16 protein-coding genes are annotated in these 18,964 nt (G+C 66.9%); 9 read left to right on the top strand and 7 right to left on the bottom strand.

Going from position 1 to position 18,964, the window contains the following annotated elements:
* Positions 1–3: 3 nt before the first annotated feature.
* A complete protein-coding gene (gene clpS, locus IHE46_RS05625) occupies positions 4–330 on the bottom strand; it encodes an ATP-dependent Clp protease adapter ClpS (RefSeq protein WP_192163621.1) in 327 nt (108 codons plus the stop codon).
* A 114-nt stretch (positions 331–444) separates the two neighbouring features.
* Between clpS and IHE46_RS05620 the strand changes: the two genes are divergently transcribed.
* Genes IHE46_RS05620 through hflD form a run of 3 tightly spaced genes read left to right on the top strand, consistent with a single transcriptional unit; the run spans position 445 to position 2,683 of the window.
* A complete protein-coding gene (locus tag IHE46_RS05620) occupies positions 445–930 on the top strand; it encodes an NUDIX hydrolase (RefSeq protein ID WP_192163620.1) in 486 nt (161 codons plus the stop codon).
* On the top strand, positions 927–2,039 hold the full coding sequence (gene mnmA, locus IHE46_RS05615) for a tRNA 2-thiouridine(34) synthase MnmA (RefSeq protein WP_192163619.1): 1,113 nt from the start codon (positions 927–929) through the stop codon (positions 2,037–2,039). The genes IHE46_RS05620 and mnmA overlap by 4 nt, the downstream gene beginning before the upstream one ends.
* A gap of 20 nt (positions 2,040–2,059) precedes the next feature.
* Positions 2,060–2,683: a high frequency lysogenization protein HflD gene (hflD, locus tag IHE46_RS05610; protein WP_192163771.1), complete on the top strand. Its 624-nt coding sequence runs from the start codon at positions 2,060–2,062 to the stop codon at positions 2,681–2,683.
* On the opposite strand, the gene IHE46_RS05605 is transcribed toward hflD, so the two are convergent.
* On the bottom strand, positions 2,680–3,597 hold the full coding sequence (locus tag IHE46_RS05605) for a LysR family transcriptional regulator (RefSeq protein ID WP_225562804.1): 918 nt from the start codon (positions 3,595–3,597) through the stop codon (positions 2,680–2,682). The two genes, hflD and IHE46_RS05605, sit on opposite strands and share 4 nt — an antisense overlap.
* A gap of 83 nt (positions 3,598–3,680) precedes the next feature.
* Entirely contained in the window at positions 3,681–6,284 is a 2,604-nt protein-coding gene (acnB, locus tag IHE46_RS05600) for a bifunctional aconitate hydratase 2/2-methylisocitrate dehydratase (RefSeq protein WP_192163618.1), read from the bottom strand.
* 258 nt (positions 6,285–6,542) lie between these two features.
* Between acnB and acnA the strand changes: the two genes are divergently transcribed.
* Entirely contained in the window at positions 6,543–9,290 is a 2,748-nt protein-coding gene (acnA, locus tag IHE46_RS05595) for an aconitate hydratase AcnA (RefSeq protein WP_192163617.1), read from the top strand.
* Positions 9,291–9,493: 203 nt separating this feature from the next.
* The gene (locus IHE46_RS05590) at positions 9,494–11,176 is read left to right on the top strand and encodes an AMP-binding protein (RefSeq protein WP_192163616.1); all 1,683 of its coding nucleotides are present in this window, start codon (positions 9,494–9,496) and stop codon (positions 11,174–11,176) included.
* A gap of 57 nt (positions 11,177–11,233) precedes the next feature.
* Here IHE46_RS05590 and IHE46_RS05585 read toward each other — a convergent pair whose 3' ends face one another.
* A complete protein-coding gene (locus IHE46_RS05585) occupies positions 11,234–11,599 on the bottom strand; it encodes a PilZ domain-containing protein (RefSeq protein WP_192163615.1) in 366 nt (121 codons plus the stop codon).
* A gap of 542 nt (positions 11,600–12,141) precedes the next feature.
* On the opposite strand from IHE46_RS05585, the gene IHE46_RS05580 reads away from it, so the two are divergent.
* The 4 genes from IHE46_RS05580 to arsC are packed head-to-tail and all read left to right on the top strand — an operon-like array spanning position 12,142 to position 15,739.
* Positions 12,142–13,098 carry a ScpA family protein gene (locus IHE46_RS05580; RefSeq protein ID WP_192163614.1) on the top strand — a complete coding sequence of 319 codons (957 nt, stop codon included), beginning with the start codon at positions 12,142–12,144 and terminating at the stop codon, positions 13,096–13,098.
* A gap of 16 nt (positions 13,099–13,114) precedes the next feature.
* Positions 13,115–13,906 carry an SMC-Scp complex subunit ScpB gene (gene scpB / locus IHE46_RS05575; protein ID WP_192163613.1) on the top strand — a complete coding sequence of 264 codons (792 nt, stop codon included), beginning with the start codon at positions 13,115–13,117 and terminating at the stop codon, positions 13,904–13,906.
* 12 nt (positions 13,907–13,918) lie between these two features.
* A complete protein-coding gene (locus IHE46_RS05570) occupies positions 13,919–15,391 on the top strand; it encodes a pseudouridine synthase (protein ID WP_192163612.1) in 1,473 nt (490 codons plus the stop codon).
* 9 nt (positions 15,392–15,400) lie between these two features.
* Positions 15,401–15,739 carry an arsenate reductase (glutaredoxin) gene (arsC, locus tag IHE46_RS05565; RefSeq protein WP_192163611.1) on the top strand — a complete coding sequence of 113 codons (339 nt, stop codon included), beginning with the start codon at positions 15,401–15,403 and terminating at the stop codon, positions 15,737–15,739.
* 84 nt (positions 15,740–15,823) lie between these two features.
* Here the strand turns inward: arsC and IHE46_RS05560 are convergent, their stop codons facing one another.
* The 3 genes from IHE46_RS05560 to IHE46_RS05550 are packed head-to-tail and all read right to left on the bottom strand — an operon-like array spanning position 15,824 to position 18,769.
* Positions 15,824–16,624 carry an amidohydrolase gene (locus IHE46_RS05560; protein ID WP_192163770.1) on the bottom strand — a complete coding sequence of 267 codons (801 nt, stop codon included), beginning with the start codon at positions 16,622–16,624 and terminating at the stop codon, positions 15,824–15,826.
* Between the two features lie 2 nt (positions 16,625–16,626).
* Positions 16,627–17,772, bottom strand: a complete 1,146-nt coding sequence (locus tag IHE46_RS05555; RefSeq protein ID WP_192163610.1) for a pyridoxal phosphate-dependent aminotransferase — start codon at positions 17,770–17,772, stop codon at positions 16,627–16,629.
* Between the two features lie 40 nt (positions 17,773–17,812).
* Complete coding sequence (locus IHE46_RS05550) at positions 17,813–18,769, bottom strand: LysR substrate-binding domain-containing protein (protein ID WP_192163609.1); 957 nt, start codon at positions 18,767–18,769, stop codon at positions 17,813–17,815.
* Positions 18,770–18,964: the final 195 nt, after the last annotated feature.

Below are 18,964 nucleotides of genomic sequence, written 5' to 3'. Positions count from 1 at the left end.
TGCCTACAGTTTTTCCATAGTGCAGAGCAGAGGGTGCTGGTGGGAGCGTGAATATTCGTTGACCTGGGTGACCTTGGTCTCGGCCACCTCGCGGGTGAACACGCCGCACACGCCCTTGCCCCGGGTATGTACGTGCAGCATCACCTGCACGGCGCGTTCCTGGTCCAGCGCGAAGAAGCTGCGCAGCACCTCGACCACGAAATCCATCGGCGTGAAGTCGTCGTTGAGCAGCACCACCTGGAACAACGGCGGCCGTGCCACCTCGGGCTTCGCGGTCTTGAGCGCCAGGCCGTGGTTGTTTTCGTGATCGTTGTCGGGTTCGTGGGCCATGGATGACTGTGTTCGTGGAACGGTTGCGAGTATACGCCGCGCCAACTGCCAGCCTCGCGACGACCGCAGCAGGATGTAGTGGCACAATGGCGTCTTTTCCAGTCCCCGTTCGCCATGCCTTCCGCTTCCGCCACCGACGCCGTCTGGCGCCCGCACGTCACCGTGGCCTGCGTGGTGAGCGACGGCGCGCGTTATCTGATGGTCGAGGAAGCAGTGAACGGCAGGCTGGCGTACAACCAGCCCGCCGGCCACCTCGAGGACCGCGAGCGCCTCGTCGACGCGGCCGTCCGCGAGACCCTGGAAGAAACCGGCTGGACAGTGGAACCCACCCACCTAATCGGCGTGCACCAGTGGCGCAGCACCGAGCATGGCGAAGGCGTGATCCGCTTCAGTTTCGCCGCGCGCCCCATCCGCCACGACCCGACGCAGCCGCTGGACACCGGCATCCGCCGCGCCCTGTGGCTGGACCGCACCGAAATCGCCGCGCTGGGCGAACGCCTGCGCAGCCCGCTGGTGCTGGAGAGCATCGACGCATGGCTGGCCGGCGCCCGCTTCCCGCTGGACATGCTGCACGCGTGGCCGCACGGCGCAGCGCCATGAAGGTGATGCTGGGCATTTCCGGCGGCGTCGATTCCTCGGTGGCGGCGCTGCTGCTGCAACAGGCCGGCCACGAGGTCGAAGGCCTGTTCATGCAGAACTGGGAAGAGGACGAACGCAACGGCCCCTGCACCGCCGACGCCGACCGCAAGGACGCCGTGGCCGTGTGCGGCCGGCTGGGCATCCCGTTCCACGCGCGCAATTTCGCCGCCGAGTACTGGGACGGCGTGTTCGAGCACTTCCTCGCCGAATACCGCGCGGGCCGCACGCCCAACCCCGACGTGCTGTGCAACCGCGAGATCAAGTTCAAGACCTTCCTGGACGAAGCACACGCGCTGGGCGCGGAGAAGATCGCCACCGGCCACTATGCCCGCGTGGGTCAGGCGGACGGCGAATACCGCCTGCTGCGCGCGGTGGACGCAGCCAAGGACCAGACCTATTTCCTGCACGCGCTGGGCCAGGCGCAGCTCGCCGCCACGCTGTTCCCGGTCGGCGAGATCGAGAAATCGCGCGTGCGCGGACTGGCGCTCGCCGCCGAACTGCCCACCCACGCGAAGAAGGATTCCACCGGCATCTGCTTCATCGGCGAACGCGACTTCCGCAGCTTCCTCGCGCAATACATCCCTGCCCGCTCCGGCGAGATGCGCACGCCCGAAGGCGAGCTGGTCGGCGAGCATCAGGGCGCGATGTACTACACGCTGGGCCAGCGCAACGGCTTGGGTATCGGCGGCCGCCACGGCGCCAGCGGCGAGCCGTGGTACGTGGTGGGCAAGGACGTGGCGGCCAACGTGCTCTACGTGGCGCAGGGCAACGCGAACCGCTGGCTGGATTCGCACACCCTGCGCAGCGAGGCGCCGACCTGGGTGGCTGGCCGCGCACCGGCCGCGCACTTCCGCTGCACCGCCAAGACCCGTTACCGCCAGGTCGACCAGGCCTGCGAGGTCCGCGTGCGGGACGATGGCCTTGAAGTCCGCTTCGACACCCCGCAACGTGCGGTAACGCCCGGCCAGTCCGTGGTGCTCTACGACGGCGAGGCCTGCCTCGGCGGCGCGGTGATCGCCGCCACCGACGCGCCCTTCGGCGGCCTACCCCACCTACAGAACGAGAATTGACGGTGCTTGACGCTTTTGCGATGAACGAGGAACGCGTACTGGCGCTGGCCGGTCTCTACCAGGCCTGCGCGCTGGTACAGCAGCTCGCCAACCAGGGCCGCTGCGACGAGACCGCGATGGACGCCGGCATCGCCAGCGTGTTCCGCATCGACGCGCCATCGGTGGTGGGCGTGTACGGCAACATCGCCAGCGTGCGGCTGGGTCTGCGCACCCTGGTGTCCCAGCTCGACGAAACCAGCGACGACATGGCGGTGACGCGCATGGCGATGACCGTGATGCGACTGGAGCGCGGCCTGTCCGGCCGGCCGGAACTGCTGGCCCGCCTGCAACAGGGCATCCGCGCCGCGCAGCGTCAGGCCGAGCACTTCGGCCAGGGCTCCAACCAGGTCACGGCGCGGCTGGCCGAGCTCTACGCGTCCACGCTGTCTACCCTGCGTCCGCGGGTGATGGTCAACGGCAATCCGCAACACCTGCAGCAGCCCGCCACCGTCGAGAAGGTGCGCAGCAACCTGCTCGCGGCGGTGCGCTCCGCGGTGCTGTGGCGCCAGCTCGGTGGCCGCCAGTGGCAGCTGCTGCTGTTCCGCAAGCAGTGCAGCATGCTGGCGCGCGGCCTGCTCACCGGCGCCACGCTGGACGGCCGCTAACCGGCCAGCTTCAGCCCCGGCAGCTGTTTCGCCAGGGCGCGCAGCAGCTTGGCGAAGGCGGCAAGGTCGGCACCCCATGGCGTGGCCTCGCGCCAGTACAGCGCGATTTCGCGCCCCTGCGCCTGACCCTTGATCTTCGCCAGCACGATGTCGGGCTTGGAGGCCAGCCGTTCGTGCGCCAGCGCAGGCACCAGCGCATGGCCGCCGCGCAGGCTGACCAGGGCGGCCAGGCTTTCAAGGCTCACGTCCTGCACGTGGCCGTCGCCATCGGCATGGCTCTCGGCCATCAGGATCGCATCCGCCTTTTCCAGCTGCTCCAGTGCCACGCTGCGGCGGCCGGCCAGTGGATGGTCGGCGCGCAGCATCGCTTCCCACGGTTCGAAGAACAGCGGCTGCATCGCGATGCCGCTGGCCAGCGGCGCTAGCGGAGCCAGCACGGCGTCGAGTTCGGCCTCGTGCAGGCGGCGCAGCAGGCCGCGCGGCTTGCCTTCGGAAATGCCCAGACGCACGCCCGGGAAATGCTGCGGGAACGGCGCGATCAGGTGCGGCAACAGATAGGGCCCCAGCGAAGCCGGCACGCCCAGCCGCAGTTCGCCGCCGAAGGCCACGGCGCCGGCGCGGGCGGTCTGCTGCAGCAATTCCGCCGCGGCGATCAGGGCATCGATGCGTTCCAGCAGGCGCCAGCCGCCGGCAGTCGGCACCACCTTGCGGCCGCCGCGTTCGAACAGCGGCGCGCCCAGCGCCTGCTCCACCTTCTGCACCTGGTGCGACAGCCCGGACGGGCTGATGTGCATGGCCCGCGCCGCGCTGTTGAAGCTGCCGTGGCGATGCACCGCCTGCACCATCATCAGGTCGCGCAGCGAGACTGCCGAAATGTGCGAAGAGATCATCCGTGCGCCCGTGGTTGCCGCCATGGGCGAAGCATAAACGACGAAGCCCGGCGCGCGGCCGGGCTTCGCTTGCTGCAACCTCTCCCGTTCGCCGGAAGAGGTATGGTTCACGCCGCGACGGTATCCGCGACTTCCTTGTAGTCCTGGATCTTGTCGAAGTTCATGTAGCGGTAGATCTTCTCGCCGTTGGCGTTGATGACGCCGATATCGGCCATGTACTCGTCCTTGGTCGGGATGCGGCCGAGGCGCGAGCAGATCGCGGCGAGTTCGGCTGATCCCAGATACACGTTGGAGTTCTTGCCCAGGCGGTTCGGGAAGTTGCGGGTGGAGGTGGAGAACACCGTGGCGCCCTCGCGCACCTGCGCCTGGTTGCCCATGCACAGCGAGCAGCCTGGCATTTCCATGCGCGCGCCGGCGGTGCCGAAGGTGCCGTAGACGCCCTCGTTGGTCAGCTCGGTGGCGTCCATCTTGGTCGGCGGGGCCACCCACAGCTTGGTCGGGATGTCGCGCTTGCCTTCCAGCAGCTTGGCGGCTGCCCGGAAGTGACCAATATTCGTCATGCACGAACCGATGAACACTTCGTCGATGGTGGCGCCGGCCACGTCGCTCAGCGTCTTCACGTCGTCCGGATCGTTCGGGCAGGCCACGATGGGCTCATGCACGTCGGCCAGGTCGATCTCGATCACGGCGGCGTATTCGGCGTCCGCATCGCGCTCCAGCAGCTGCGGGTTGGCCAGCCACGCTTCCATCGCCTTGATGCGGCGCTCCAGGCTGCGCGGGTCCTTGTAGCCCTGGGCGATCATCACCTTCAGCAGGGTGATGTTGCTGTTGATGTATTCGATGATCGGTGCCTTGTCGAGGTGCACCGTGCAGCCGGCGGCCGAACGCTCGGCCGAGGCGTCGGACAGCTCGAACGCCTGCTCCACCTTCAGGTTCGGCAGACCTTCGATTTCCAGGATGCGGCCGGAGAAGATGTTCTTCTTGCCCTGCTTGGCCACGGTCAGCAGGCCCTGCTTGATGGCGTACAGCGGGATGGCGTTGACCAGGTCACGCAGGGTGACGCCCGGCTGCAGCTCGCCCTTGAAGCGCACCAGCACGGATTCGGGCATGTCCAGCGGCATCACGCCCGTGGCGGCGGCGAAGGCCACCAGGCCGGAGCCGGCCGGGAACGAAATGCCGATCGGGAAGCGCGTGTGGCTGTCGCCGCCGGTGCCGACGGTGTCGGGCAGCAGCATGCGGTTGAGCCAGGAATGGATCACGCCGTCGCCCGGACGCAGCGAGATACCGCCGCGTGTGCTGATGAATTCCGGCAGCGTGTGGTGGGTCTTCACGTCCACCGGCTTCGGGTAGGCAGCGGTGTGGCAGAACGACTGCATGACGAGGTCGGCCGAGAAGCCCAGGCAGGCCAGGTCCTTCAGCTCGTCGCGGGTCATCGGGCCGGTGGTGTCCTGCGAACCCACCGAGGTCATCTTCGGCTCGCAGTAGGTGCCCGGGCGCACGCCCTGACCTTCCGGCAGGCCGACGGCGCGACCGACCATCTTCTGCGCCAGCGTGTAGCCCTTGCCGGTATCGGCCGGCTGCTGTGGCAGGCGGAACAGGGTGGACACCGGCAGGCCCAGCGCTTCGCGCGCCTTGCCGGTGAGGCCGCGGCCGATGATCAGCGGAATGCGGCCGCCGGCGCGCACTTCGTCGAACAGCACGTCGGACTTCACCTGGAACTCGGCAATCACTTCGCCGTTCTTCAGGGCCTTGCCCTCGTACGGACGCAGCTCGACGACGTCGCCCATTTCCATCTTGGAGACGTCGAGTTCGATCGGCAGCGCGCCGGCGTCTTCCATCGTGTTGTAGAAGATCGGGGCGATCTTGCTGCCCAGGCACACGCCGCCGAAGCGCTTGTTCGGGATGAAGGGGATGTCTTCGCCGGTGAACCACAGCACCGAGTTAGTGGCGGACTTGCGGCTGGAGCCGGTGCCGACCACGTCACCCACGTAGGCCACCAGATGACCCTGCTTGGTCAGGTCCTGGATCAGCTGGATCGGGCCGCGCTTGCCGTCTTCTTCCGGCTGGAACGGCGCGCCGTCGCGCTTGTTCTTCAGCATGGCCAGCGCGTGCAGCGGGATGTCCGGGCGCGTGGTGGCATCCGGGGCCGGCGACAGGTCGTCGGTGTTGGTTTCGCCCGGCACCTTGAACACGGTGACGGTCAGACTCTGCGGCACTTCCGGCTTGCTGGTGAACCACTCGGCGTCGGCCCAGCTCTGCAGCACGGCCTTGGCGTTGGCGTTGCCCGGCGCGCTGTTTGATTGGGCCTTTTCCTTGACGTCGTGGAAGGCGTCGAACATCAGCAGGGTGTGCTTGAGCGCGTTGGCGGCGACGGTGCCGATCTGCGCGTCGTCGAGCAGCTCGATCAGCGGGTGGATGTTGTAGCCGCCCAGCATGGTGCCGAGCAGTTCGGTGGCCTTCTCGCGCGAGATCAGCGCGCACTTCTCGGTGCCGAACGCCACCGCCGCCAGATAGGAAGCCTTGACCTTGGCCGCATCGTCCACGCCGGCCGGCACGCGGTTGGAGATCAGATCGACGAGGAAAGCCTCTTCGCCAGCCGGCGGGTTCTTCAGCAGTTCGACCAGCTCGGCGGTCTGCTGAGCGGACAGCGGCAGCGGCGGAATGCCCAGCGCGGCGCGCTCGGCAGCATGTTGGCGATAGGCGGTAAGCATGTGGCTCGTCCTGTGGCGGGGATGGCTGCTCTCCTGCACGCAGGGGAGCGAAGGGTGGCGAGGATCGCCGGTGCCGGCGCGATCAACCGCTTCTTTCAGCCGCCAATTTTGCCAGCCGGCCTGTACCCCCAGCAACGGAAACCTGTTTCCGGCTGCGTTCGAAATCGTGCAAGGCCGCCTTGCGATACCGCTCACGTTCGGTGGCGTAGCATTCGTGAGGATCGCCAACCGCCAGATTTCGCCCTACGGAGTCAAGCCATGCAGGATTCATTCGCCACCCGCGACACCCTCGCCGTCAACGGCAAGCAGTACCAGATCGCCAGCCTCGCCAAGCTGGGCCAGCGCTTCGACCTCAAGCGCCTGCCCTACTCGATGAAGATCCTGCTGGAGAACCTGCTGCGCCACGAGGACGGCGTCAACGTCACCGCGAAGGAAATCGAGGCGGTGGCGAACTGGGACGCGAAAAAGGAGCCGGACACCGAGATCTCCTTCATGCCCGCGCGCGTGGTGCTGCAGGATTTCACCGGCGTGCCCTGCGTGGTCGACCTGGCCGCGATGCGCGATGCGGTGGTGAAGCTGGGCGGCGATGCGAAGCAGATCAACCCGCTGGCTCCGGCGGAGCTGGTGATCGACCACTCGGTGCAGGTGGACGTGTTCGGTTCGGAATCCGCGCTGGAGAAGAACGTCGAGATCGAATTCCACCGCAACCAGGAGCGCTACAGCTTCCTGCGCTGGGGCCAGAAAGCCTTCGACAACTTCAAGGTGGTGCCGCCGCGCACCGGCATCGTGCATCAGGTGAACCTGGAGCACCTGGCGCGCGTGGTGTTCACGGGCGAGGACAACGGCGAGTCCTGGGCCTACCCGGATACCGTGTTCGGCACCGACAGCCACACCACGATGATCAACGGCATCGGCGTGCTGGGCTGGGGCGTGGGCGGCATCGAGGCCGAGGCCGCGATGCTGGGCCAGCCTTCGTCCATGCTGATCCCGCAGGTGGTGGGCTTCAAGCTGACGGGCAAGCTGAGCGAAGGCGTCACCGCCACCGACCTCGTGCTCACCGTCACCCAGATGCTGCGCAAGCTGGGCGTGGTGGGCAAGTTCGTGGAATTCTTCGGCGACGGCCTCAAGCACCTGGCGCTGGCCGACCGCGCCACCATCGGCAACATGGCGCCGGAGTACGGCGCGACTTGCGGCATCTTCCCCGTCGACCAGGAAGCGCTGAACTACCTGCATCTGTCCGGCCGCACCGAAGAGCAGATTGCGCTGGTGGAAGCCTATGCAAAGGCGCAGGGCCTGTGGCACGACGAGCACACGCCGCACGCCGAGTTCACCACCACGCTGGAGCTGGACCTCGCTGACGTGAAGCCCTCCATGGCTGGCCCGAAGCGTCCGCAGGACCGCGTGCTGCTGGGCGACGTGCGCAAGAGCTTCAAGGATGCCGTGGTCGGTCTCACCGCCTCGCGCAAACCGCTGGCCACCACGATCGAACGCTTCGCCGGCGAAGGCGGCGACACCGCGGTGGGCCACGAGGAGAGCGCCTTCGGCAAGGGTGAGCATGTCGAGTTGAACGGCGACAAGTTCAAGCTGGGCGACGGCGCCGTGGTGATCGCCGCGATCACCTCCTGCACCAACACCTCCAATCCGGCGGTGATGCTGGGCGCCGGGTTGCTGGCGAAGAAGGCCGCGGCGAAGGGCCTGAAGGCCAAGCCGTGGGTGAAGACCTCGATCGGGCCGGGTTCGCTGGTGGTCTCCGATTACCTGGAGAAGACCGGCCTGCTGAAGGAGCTCGAAAAGATCGGCTTCTACATCGTCGGCTACGGCTGCACCACCTGCATCGGCAACTCCGGCCCGCTGCCGGTCGAGATCAGCAAGGGCATCGCCGACGGCGACCTCGCGGTGGCCTCGGTGCTCTCCGGCAACCGCAACTTCGAAGGCCGCGTGCATCCGGAAGTGAAGATGAACTACCTGGCTTCGCCGCCGCTGGTCGTCGCCTACGCGCTGGCCGGCACGCTGGACATCGACCTCACCAAGGACCCGATCGGCAACGGCAGCGACGGCCAGCCGGTCTACCTCAAGGACATCTGGCCGTCCAACAAGGAGATCTCCGACACCATCGCCGGAGCGATCAATCCGGCCATGTTCGAGAAGAACTACGCCGACGTGTTCAAGGGCGACAGCCGCTGGAACCACATCGCTTCGCCGGACGGTTCCGTCTACCAGTGGAACGACTCCACCTATATCAAGAACCCGCCCTATTTCGACGGCATGACCATGGAGACGGGCAAGATCGAAGACATCCACGGCGCGCGCGTGCTCGGCCTGTTCGGCGACTCGATCACCACCGACCACATCTCCCCCGCCGGCTCGATCAAGAAGGACAGCCCGGCGGGCCGCTTCCTGATTTCCAAGGGCGTGGAGCCCAAGGACTTCAACTCCTACGGCTCGCGCCGCGGCAACGACGACGTGATGGTGCGCGGCACCTTCGCCAACATCCGCATCAAGAACCTGATGCTGGACGGCGTCGAGGGCGGCTACACCCAGTACGTGCCGTCGGGCGAGCAGATGGCGATCTACGACGCCGCGATGAAATACAAGGCCGACAAGACGCCGCTGGTCGTGCTCGCCGGCAAGGAATACGGCACCGGCTCCTCGCGCGACTGGGCTGCCAAGGGCACCCTGCTGCTGGGTGTGAAGGCGGTGATCGCCGAGAGCTTCGAGCGCATCCACCGTTCCAACCTGGTGGGCATGGGCGTGCTGCCGCTGCAGTTCGAAGACGGCCAGAACGCGCAATCGCTGGGCCTGACCGGCAAGGAGACCTTCGACGTCGCCGGCCTGCAGGACGGCAAGTCGAAGACGGCCAAGGTCACCGCCACCGATGCCGACGGCAAGAAGAAGGAGTTCACCGTGAAGGTGCTGCTGCTCACGCCGAAGGAGCGCGAATTCTTCCGCCACGGCGGCATCCTGCAATACGTGTTGCGTCAGCTGGCAGGCAAGAAGGCCGCCTGAGTGCAGCCGCGGCACCCTTGAATCACGGCAGGCGTACTTGCTGAGCACTGCGGCCATGGATGGCCGCACGTCCGATCCTCGCGAACACGGACGATCGCAGAGAGAACATGCCGCGCGCCTTGCCCCCGTACGCGCGCGCATGCTCCAATGCGGCGAGGGGTGTCGCCATCTCGGGCGATCGCGATCAGGAGTCGAGCAAGCACATGAGCAACGAGCGTCCGTGGCTGGATCATTATCCGCAAGGCGTGCCTGCCGAGATCGACCTCACCGCCTACGCTTCGGTGGCCGCCGTACTCGAAGAGGCCTTCAAGCGCTTCCACGACCGCCCGGCCTTCGCCAATTTCGGCAAGCGGCTCAGCTACGGCCAGATCGATGAACTCAGCCGCCAGTTCGCGGGCTACCTGACCGGCGTGCTCGGACTGGTCAAGGGCGATCGCATCGCGATCATGATGCCCAACGTGCTGCAGTACCCCATCGCGCTGTTCGGCGCGCTGCGCGCGGGACTCGTGGTGGTCAACACCAACCCGATGTACACCGCGCGCGAACTGAAGCACCAGCTCGCGGACGCCGGCGCCAAGGCCATCGTGGTGCTGGACAATTTCGCCGCCACGCTGCAGCAGGTGGTGGCCGACACGCCGGTGCAGCACATCGTCACCACCGGCATCGGCGACCTGCTCGGCTTCCCCAAAGGTGCGCTGGTCAACTTCGTGCTCAAGCACGTCAAGAAGATGGTGCCCGACTACCGGCTGCCGAACGCGGTGCGCTTCAAGGATGCCTTGGCGCAGGGCGCCGCCCACCCGCTGCCGCAGGTGGCATTGGGCCATGGCGACATCGCCTTCCTGCAATACACCGGCGGCACCACCGGCGTGGCCAAGGGCGCCATGCTCAGCCACGGCAACATGGTCGCCAACATGCTGCAGGCCGGTGCATGGATCGGCACCAACATGCGCGACGGCCAGGAAACCATCATCACGGCACTGCCGCTGTATCACATCTTCTCGCTCACCGCGAACGGACTGGTGTTCATGCGTCTGGGCGGCCTCAATTGGCTGATCACCAACCCGCGCGACATGCCGGGTTTCGTCAAGGAACTGAAGGCCTCGGGCTTCACCGCGCTCACCGGCGTCAACACGCTGTTCAACGGCCTGCTCAACACGCCGGGCTTTGCCGAGCTGGACTTTTCGCGTCTGCATCTGACGCTGGGCGGCGGCATGGCCGTGCAGCGCGCCGTGGCCGAACGCTGGAAGAAGGTCACCGGCTGTCCGCTGGTGGAAGCCTACGGCCTCACCGAGACTTCGCCGGCAGCCTGCATCAACCCGCTCGACCTGAAGGATTACAACGGCTCGATCGGCCTGCCGGTCCCCTCCACCGACGTGGCCATCTGGTCCGAAGACAACCAGCCGCTGCCGGTCGGCGGGGTGGGGGAGCTGATGGTGAAGGGACCGCAGGTGATGCAGGGCTACTGGAACCGCCCCGACGAGACCGCCAAGGTGCTGGGTGCCGACGGCTGGCTGCACACCGGCGACATCGCGAAGATGGACGAGAGCGGCTACTTCTACATCGTCGACCGCAAGAAGGACATGATCCTGGTGTCCGGCTTCAACGTGTACCCGAACGAAGTGGAAGACGCGGTGATGCAGCACCCCGGCGTGGCCGAGGTGGCCGCGGTGGGCGTGCCGGACGAGCACTCGGGCGAAGTGGTGAAGCTGTTCGTGGTGCGCAGGGACCCGAGCCTCACCGAAGAGGCGCTCAAGCAGTTCTGCCGCGACAACCTCACCGGCTACAAGCGGCCCAAATACATCGAGTTCCGCGACGCGTTGCCCAAGACCAACGTGGGCAAGATCCTCCGCCGCGAGCTGCGCGACGAAGTCAAGAAGAGCGCCTGAAAAACCGAGGCCCCGCTTTGGGCGGGGCCTTCGATCGGCTCGGCGTGGCGGGAACCTTCAGTCCTTCCAAGATTCCAGGATGTCGGCGTAGCCGCCCAGCAGGTTCCACAGCGGTACCTGCTTGTCCTCGGGAATGCATACGTAGGAAAAGCCCACGTGGCCATCGGCGATGCGCGCCACCTGCGCCTCGAGGTGGATATGCAGGTCGTTGCCGAAGATCATGTCCAGCAGCCAGCTCTGCCCTACTTCGCCGGTCCAGCCCAGCGGGCGACGCAACAGGGCACCGGTCGCGGAAATGTCCACCAGCTCGGTGGGATGCGATTCGAGGCCCCGGCTCATCAGCACGGTCGTCTCGATCTGCATGCGCGCCGGGCGCAGATGCGCCGCTCGGCTGCTGGATCCTTCGTTGCCATCCTTCACCATGCCGACTCCTCGACTGTTGCACCCGGCCGCCACTGCAGGCTCTCTGCGGATCGACTCAAGTTTGTGACCGCCTCGACATTCAAGCAAACCTTGTGCCACCGTCCAAAGGGCCGCACGGCGCGACCGGCAAGGCTTTCACCCGCGACGGCCAACGCTTTCCGGCCACGCGGGACCCTCGACGTCACCAGTGCAACTTGACGCCTGTGATCGTAGCGTCATGGACGAATCACTATCCCGACCCGTCGCTGTACGTCCTCCAACGTCCTCTTGGCCACGGATATTCCTGTGCTGGACTTGCCGCCAACCACTCGTTACTCTGTAGGCCACGCGTGGCGCCACGGCCAGACGCCGACCGGTTGTTCCGGCAGCATGGCGCCCACCTGATGCCCCAGACAGACTGTCCGACTCGTTGGCGACGTTTTCCGACGTCGTCGCATTGCCTTGTTCCTGCCTGACGCGCTCCGCATCGCCGTCATCCGAAAACAGGGCGACCTAATCCAAGACGCATTGCCGGCCGCCTGGCGGCCCAACGACACGCATCGATGAGCACCGAGCCAGTCGGGCCGCAGAGCCCGGTCGCATCGCAGGACAATTCCGCGGCCCATCCCCAGCAGCAGGAAATGCCGCTGGCGATCGTTCGCGGCGAGCCGGTGCTGCAGATGCCGCAGGATCTGTACATCCCGCCGGATGCATTGGAGGTTTTCCTCGAGGCGTTCGAGGGTCCGCTGGACCTGCTGCTGTACCTGATCCGCCGGCAGAACCTGGACATCCTGGACATCCCGATTGCCGAGATCACCCGGCAATACATGGAATACATCGACATGATGCGGGAAACGATGCGGCTGGAGCTGGCCGCGGAGTACCTGCTGATGGCGGCGATCCTGGGCGAGATCAAGTCGCGGCTGCTGCTGCCGCGGCCGCCCGCCGAGGAAGGCCTGGAGGACGACCCGCGCGCCGAACTGGTGCGCCGCCTGCAGGAGTACGAACGCTTCAAGAAGGCGGCCGAGGACATCGAGTCCCTGCCCCGCATGGAGCGCGATACGGCCATCGCGCAGGCCGACACCGGCGAACGCAACGTGATCAAGCTGCCGCCGCCGCTGGACCTCAAGGAAATGCTGCTGGCGCTCAAGGACGTGCTGCACCGCGCCGAGCTGTTCGGCCACCACGCGATCAAGCGCGAGGCGCTCAGCGTCCGCCAGCGCATGGGCGAGCTGCTGGGCAGGTTGGAAGGCGCGGTCTTCCATCGCTTCGAGACGCTGTTCGACGTCAGCGAAGGCCGCCTCGGCGTGGTGGTCACCTTCCTTGCCATGTTGGAGCTGGCCAAGGAAATGCTGATCGAGATTGTGCAAGAGGCGCCACTGGCGCCGATCTATGTGAAGGCGCGCGTGGATGCCGAGTCGGCCCTCGCCGACGCGATGGAGCTGGACGACGCGAACGATACGGACGCCGCGGAATCGGCGTTCGAGGCACCGGATACCGCCGGCAACGGCACGCACTGAATCGGCATCGGGAACCATGCAGATCGAGCAACTCAAACCCATCGTCGAGGCGGCCCTGCTCGCCGCCAGCCAGCCGATGACGGTCGCCCAGCTGGGCGACCTGTTCAGCGAAACCGACGAAGTCGGCCACGAGCAGATCGCCCGCGCGCTGGAAGCACTGGCCGCCGACTGCGAAGGCCGCGGCGTGGAGCTGAAGGAGGTCGCCTCCGGCTTCCGCTACCAGGTGCGTCAGGACGTGCACCCATGGATCTCGCGCATGTGGACCGAGAAGCCCAGCCGCTACTCGCGCGCTCTGCTGGAGACGCTGGCGCTGATCGCCTACCGCCAGCCGATCACCCGCCCGGAGATCGAACAAATCCGTGGCGTGGTGGTCTCCAGCAACATCGTCAAGACACTGGAAGAACGCGAATGGATCCGCGTGGTGGGCTACCGCGACGTGCCCGGCAGGCCGGCGCTGTTCGGCACCACCCGCGCCTTCCTCGACTACTTCAACCTGAAATCGCTGGACCAGTTGCCGCCGCTGTCCGAAATCCGCGACATGGAAGATCCGCAGATGGGCTTCGAGCAGACCCCGCTGCCCGCCCGCGTCATCAAGGACCTGCCGATCGATCCGGATGAAGTGGAAGACGCGGAAGCGGAAGCCGACGAACACGAAAACATCCATGCCGAAACGGACGAGGCGCCTGCCGAATCCGCCGCGGAAACCACCGAACACACCGCCGAATCCGGCGAAACCGAACCCTCCACTGCCGACGAGGCAGCGGCCCCCGCGGACGCCGAAGACGGCGAAACCGCACAGAATTCCTGAGGAGCAACGCGCATGACTGCGCCGAAAAAATCCACCCTATCCCTCAAGCGCGCGCCGCTCACCGAGAGCGCGCCGCTGGAAGAGCGCCTGCACAAGGTGCTCGCCAACGCCGGCCTCGGCTCGCGCCGCATGCTGGAACAGCGCATCCAGGCCGGCGAAATCGAACTCAATGGCCAGGCCGCCACCATCGGCACCAGCGTGCACGCGGGCGACCGCGTGGTGATCGACGGCAAGCAGTTCGTGGTCGCCACCGACAATCGCGGCGACACCGAAGTGCTGATCTACCACAAGCCCGAAGGCGTGCTCACCACGCGCGAAGACCCCGAGGGCCGCCCCACCGTGTTCGAGCAGCTGCCGCGCCTCAAGGGCGCGCGCTGGGTCGCCGTGGGCCGCCTCGACATCAACACCACCGGCCTGCTGCTGCTCACCACCGACGGCGAGCTCGCCAACGCATTGATGCATCCCCGTAGCGGCATCGAGCGCGAATACCTCTGCCGCGTGCACGGCGAAGTGCCCGACGAGGTGATCGAGAAGCTCAAGGCCGGCGTGGAGCTGGAAGACGGCCCCGCCCGCTTCGACGAAATCGCCGTCATCAGCCGCGGCGGTAGCCACAGCTGGTTCCGCGTGGTGATCCGCGAAGGCCGCAACCGCGAGGTTCGCCGCCTGTGGGACTCGCAGGGTTTCCTGGTCAGCCGCCTCAAGCGCATCCGCTACGGCACCATCGAACTGCCGCGCACCCTGCGCCGCGACGACAGCGCCACGCTGGACGAAGAAGCCGTAAAGCAGCTGCGCCAGACTGCCGGCCTCGGCTCGCCGCAACCCGTGCTCACCCTAAGCCCGGTGCTGCACCAGCGCCGCGCCAACCGCAACGTCACCGAATACCGTCCCGAGAGCGGTTCCAGCAGCGGCTGGAGCAGCGGCCACCAGGACGAGGCACGCGAGTTGCGCGCCTACGACCGTATCCGCGAAGAACCCGCGCGCGGCCGGCAGCAGCGCCGCCGTCCGGGCAAGGAAGTGAACGGCAACGTCGCCCGCCCGGAACGCCCAGCGAGCAACGGTTTCCAGCGCAAGAACAAGCGTGGCATCGCGCCCGGCCAGGAGCTGCCTTCGGTGCGCACCTGGTTCGCCGGCGACAGCCGCGATGGCGGCGCCCGTCCAGCCAGCGGCGGCCAAGGCAACAGGCGCCGGGGTGGCAAGCCCGGCGGCGCTGCCGGCGGTGCGCGCGGCGGCGCCGGTCAGGGCGGTTTCGGCAACGCCAATCCCTATGGCGGCTCCGGTGGCGGTCACGGTGGTGGCCATGCCGGACACGGCGGCTTCGGCAACAGCCAGGGTGGCGAAGGCCGCTCCGCCGGCAACCGTCCGGGCGGCCGTGGCCGTCCGCAGGGCCAGGGCGGCAATCGTCCGCCGCACGGCGGCGGCCGTCCCGGCGGCAATCGTCCGCATGGACGTGGCGGCAACGGCGGTGGCCGTTCCGGCAACCGCTGATCCCGATTGATGGTACGCATCTACCACAACAGCCGCTGCAGCAAGTCGCGCGCCACGCTGGCGCTGCTGGAAGGCCACGACGTCGAGGTGGTGAACTACCTCGACACGCCGCCCGACGCCGCCGAGTTGCGGCGGCTGCTCAAGCTGCTGGGCATCTCTGCGCGCCAGCTGCTGCGCAGCGGCGAGGCCATCTACAAGGAACTCGGCCTCGCCGAGGCCAGGCTGGACGATGAGGCGCTGATCGCCGCGATGGCCGCCCACCCCATCCTGATCGAGCGTCCCATCGTGGTCGCCAACGGCAAGGCCGTGGTTGGCCGGCCGCCGGAAAGCGTCCTCGCCATCCTGTAGGAAGCGCATCGCATACACGAATGCGCCTGACCCGGTCCGTCGCAGAAGCACTCGCGTGCAGCGCGTGCTTCTGCGACGAAAGTTTCAGCGGATGTCGAGCGTGAACTCGTCGGCGTCCATCCACACCGGAAAGCGCTCGCGGTGCGCCAGCAGCGGCGCAGGGTCGAGGGTAAGCGTGGCGACCTGTTCCAGTGCGCCGCATTCCACCAGCGTCTCACCCACCGGATCGATCACGGCACTGTCGCCGGCGTAAGGCAGCTCGTTGCCGTCCACGCCCACGCGGTTCACGCCGATCACGCAGGCAAGGTTTTCGATGGCGCGGGCACGCAGCAGGGTGCGCCACGGCTGGCGGCGCGGTGCAGGCCAATTGGCCACAAAAAGGGCAAGATCGTAATCCATGCCGCCCGCGGCGCTTTCCAGCCGGCGGTTGCGCAGCCATACCGGGAAGCGCAAGTCGTAGCAGACCTGCGGCAGGATGCGCCAACCTTTCAGCTCCACGATCAGCCGTTCGCTGCCGCCGCCATAGCGCGTGTGTTCGCCGGCCATGCGGAACAGATGGCGCTTGTCGTATTGCTCGTGGCTGCCGTCGGGACGCATCCACAGCAGGCGGTTGTAGACGGTATCGCCTTCGCGGATCGCCAGGCTGCCGCAGATCACCGCACCGACCTCGGCGGCCAGCGCGCGCAGCCATGCCACGCCTTCGCCATCCATCGTCCCCGCGCTGGCGCGAGTGTCGTTGCTGAAACCCGAGAGGAAGGTTTCCGGCAGCACGATCAGATCGCTGCCGCGCGCACGGCGCACCAGGGCGCCGTAATAGTCGCGGTTGGCCGGCGCGTCGTGCCAGCGCGTGGCGCCCTGCACCAGCGAAACGGTGAAGGGTTGCAGACTCACAGCTTGCACAGCCGTTCGGCAGCCGCCTCCATCGTGGCGTCGCTCTTGGCGAAACACAGGCGCAGCAGGCGCGTGCCCGGCGCGGTTTCGCAGAACGGCGTCAACGGAATCGCCGCCACCCCGCCCTGCTCCACCAGCCAGCGGCTGAAGGCGAGATCGTCTTCGTCGCGGATCGCCGAGTAGTCCACCAACTGGAAGTAGCCGCCCGGCACGTCCAGCAGCTTGAAGCGCGACGGCGCCAGCAGCGCGCGGAATCGGTCACGCTTGGCCTGGTAGAACGCAGGCAGTTCCAGGTAGTGCTGCGGATCGCTGGCGAGGAATTCGGCGAAGGCCTGCTGCGCGGGATGGAAGCTGCAGAACGTGAGGTACTGGTGCACCTTGCGGAACTCCGCCGTGAGCGCACGCGGCGCCACCGCGTAGCCCAGCTTCCAGCCGGTGCAGTGGTAGGTCTTGCCGAAGGAGGAAACCACGATGCTGCGCGCCGCCAGTTCGGCATGGCGCAGCACGCTCTGGTGTTCGCGGCCGTCGTAGACGATGTGCTCGTACACCTCGTCGGACAGCACCACGATGTCGGTGTCGCGCACGATCGCCGCCAGTTCGTCGAGATCCGCTGCCGACAGCACCGCGCCGGACGGATTGTGCGGGCTGTTGACGAGGATCATGCGGGTCCGGGGCGTCACCGCATCGCGCACACGCTGCCAGTCCACCGCGAAGCTCGGCGCGATCAGCGGGATGTGCACCGCATTCGCGCCCTGCAGTTCGATCGCCGGCTCGTAGCTGTCGTAGGCGGGATCGAACACGATCACTTCCTCGCCCGCGCGCACGACGGCGGCGATCGCGGCAAACAGCGCCTCGGTGGCGCCGGAAGTGACGGTGATCTCGGCGTCCACGTCGGGACGATGGCCGTACATGCGCTCGGTCTTCAGCGCGATCTGCTCGCGCAGCGGCGCGGTGCCGTGCATCGGCGCGTACTGGTTCCGGCCTTCGTTCATCGCACGCGCCAGCGCGTCGCGCAGGCCCTGCGGCGGTTCGAAATCGGGAAAGCCCTGCCCCAGGTTCACCGCCTTGTGCTCCAGCGCGAGCTGGCTCATGACGCTGAAAATGGTGGTGCCGACCTTGGGGAGCTTGGTGTCGATCTTCATCGCATTACCGTATGGAAGTCCAAACGAAAGCGTAGCATGGTCACACCGGCCGCTTCCTGCACTCTTCGTGCTTGCTCAAGGTGGTGGCGGGCAAACGCTCGGCTAGGAAATCCACCAGCGCGCGCACGCCAGGCAGCATGCCGCGGCGGCTGGGGTAGATGAAGTGCATGGTGCCTTCCGGAGCGCTCCACTCGGGCAGCAGCACTTCCAGGTCGCCGCTGGTCACGGCCGGGGCGCAGACGAATTCCGGCAGCAGGGTCACGCCGAGGCCGCGTCGCGCCGCTTCCAGCAACACGGCGAAATCGCCGCAGATCAGGCGCGCATTCACTTCCACGTTCACGCGCTCGCCCGCCGCGTCGATCAGCTCCCAGGTCTGCGGCCCCTCGTGCTCCTGCATCGACAGCGCGGGAAATTTCGCCAGCTCACCGGGATGCTCAGGGCGCCCCAGCGTGTCGAGCAATTTGGGACTGGCCACCGGCAGCACGCGCGACTGGCCGAAGCTGCGCACCACCATGTTGGCGTCGGTATCGAGCTTGCTGCGCACGCGGATGGCGAGGTCGTATCCCTCGCCGAGCAGATCCACGCGGCGGTTGCTGGACAGCACACGCACCTGCAGGCGCGGGTACTGCGCCATGAAGTCCGGCAGCACATGGGCAAGCACGGTCTGGGTGAGCGACACCGGACAGCTCAGCCGCACCACGCCGCGCGGCTCGGCGCGCAATTCGTCCACCGCCGCCTGGGCTGCGCGCGCTTCCTCGAGCACCGCGCGGCAATGCGCATAGAAGCGTTCGCCGACCTCGGTCACCACGAAGCGGCGCGTGGTCCGCTGCAGCAGGCGCACGCCAAGCCGGTCCTCCAACTGGGCCACCCGCTTGCTGAGCCGCGACTTGGGCATGCCCAGCGCCCGTCCCGCTGCGGAAAAACCGCCGTGCTCGACTACTGCAGCGAAGAAATAGAGATCGTTGAGGTCCTGCAGCGCGCCTACCAATTGCGTCATGGTCGTTTCCTGTTCCGAACAACAGATTCGATCCAGCCAGCTTATTGCCGGATTGTTTCGGATTCATCCCCGTTCCGGTACGGGTCCGGTGCCGATCTGGGCACCCCTGCCATCAGTCATGTTGCCAAAGCTGCAGATTTCGCTTGACGGGTCAAAAGTCGGTGTTATAGTTCACTACAACACCACACAACGAGT

The organism is Rhodanobacter sp. DHG33, assembly GCF_014843005.1.
GTDB lineage: Bacteria > Pseudomonadota > Gammaproteobacteria > Xanthomonadales > Rhodanobacteraceae > Rhodanobacter_A.
Note: the sequence above shows the minus strand (reverse complement) of the source record. Positions and strands in the feature narration are given on the sequence as shown.

Coding starts and splice junctions, on each gene's coding strand:
- clpS (WP_192163621.1), bottom strand. CDS start 330: ATGGCCCACGAACCCGACAACGATCACGAAAACAACCACGGCCTGGCG.
- IHE46_RS05620 (WP_192163620.1), top strand. CDS start 445: ATGCCTTCCGCTTCCGCCACCGACGCCGTCTGGCGCCCGCACGTCACC.
- mnmA (WP_192163619.1), top strand. CDS start 927: ATGAAGGTGATGCTGGGCATTTCCGGCGGCGTCGATTCCTCGGTGGCG.
- hflD (WP_192163771.1), top strand. CDS start 2,060: ATGAACGAGGAACGCGTACTGGCGCTGGCCGGTCTCTACCAGGCCTGC.
- IHE46_RS05605 (WP_225562804.1), bottom strand. CDS start 3,597: ATGGCGGCAACCACGGGCGCACGGATGATCTCTTCGCACATTTCGGCA.
- acnB (WP_192163618.1), bottom strand. CDS start 6,284: ATGCTTACCGCCTATCGCCAACATGCTGCCGAGCGCGCCGCGCTGGGC.
- acnA (WP_192163617.1), top strand. CDS start 6,543: ATGCAGGATTCATTCGCCACCCGCGACACCCTCGCCGTCAACGGCAAG.
- IHE46_RS05590 (WP_192163616.1), top strand. CDS start 9,494: ATGAGCAACGAGCGTCCGTGGCTGGATCATTATCCGCAAGGCGTGCCT.
- IHE46_RS05585 (WP_192163615.1), bottom strand. CDS start 11,599: ATGGTGAAGGATGGCAACGAAGGATCCAGCAGCCGAGCGGCGCATCTG.
- IHE46_RS05580 (WP_192163614.1), top strand. CDS start 12,142: ATGAGCACCGAGCCAGTCGGGCCGCAGAGCCCGGTCGCATCGCAGGAC.
- scpB (WP_192163613.1), top strand. CDS start 13,115: ATGCAGATCGAGCAACTCAAACCCATCGTCGAGGCGGCCCTGCTCGCC.
- IHE46_RS05570 (WP_192163612.1), top strand. CDS start 13,919: ATGACTGCGCCGAAAAAATCCACCCTATCCCTCAAGCGCGCGCCGCTC.
- arsC (WP_192163611.1), top strand. CDS start 15,401: ATGGTACGCATCTACCACAACAGCCGCTGCAGCAAGTCGCGCGCCACG.
- IHE46_RS05555 (WP_192163610.1), bottom strand. CDS start 17,772: ATGAAGATCGACACCAAGCTCCCCAAGGTCGGCACCACCATTTTCAGC.
- IHE46_RS05550 (WP_192163609.1), bottom strand. CDS start 18,769: ATGACGCAATTGGTAGGCGCGCTGCAGGACCTCAACGATCTCTATTTC.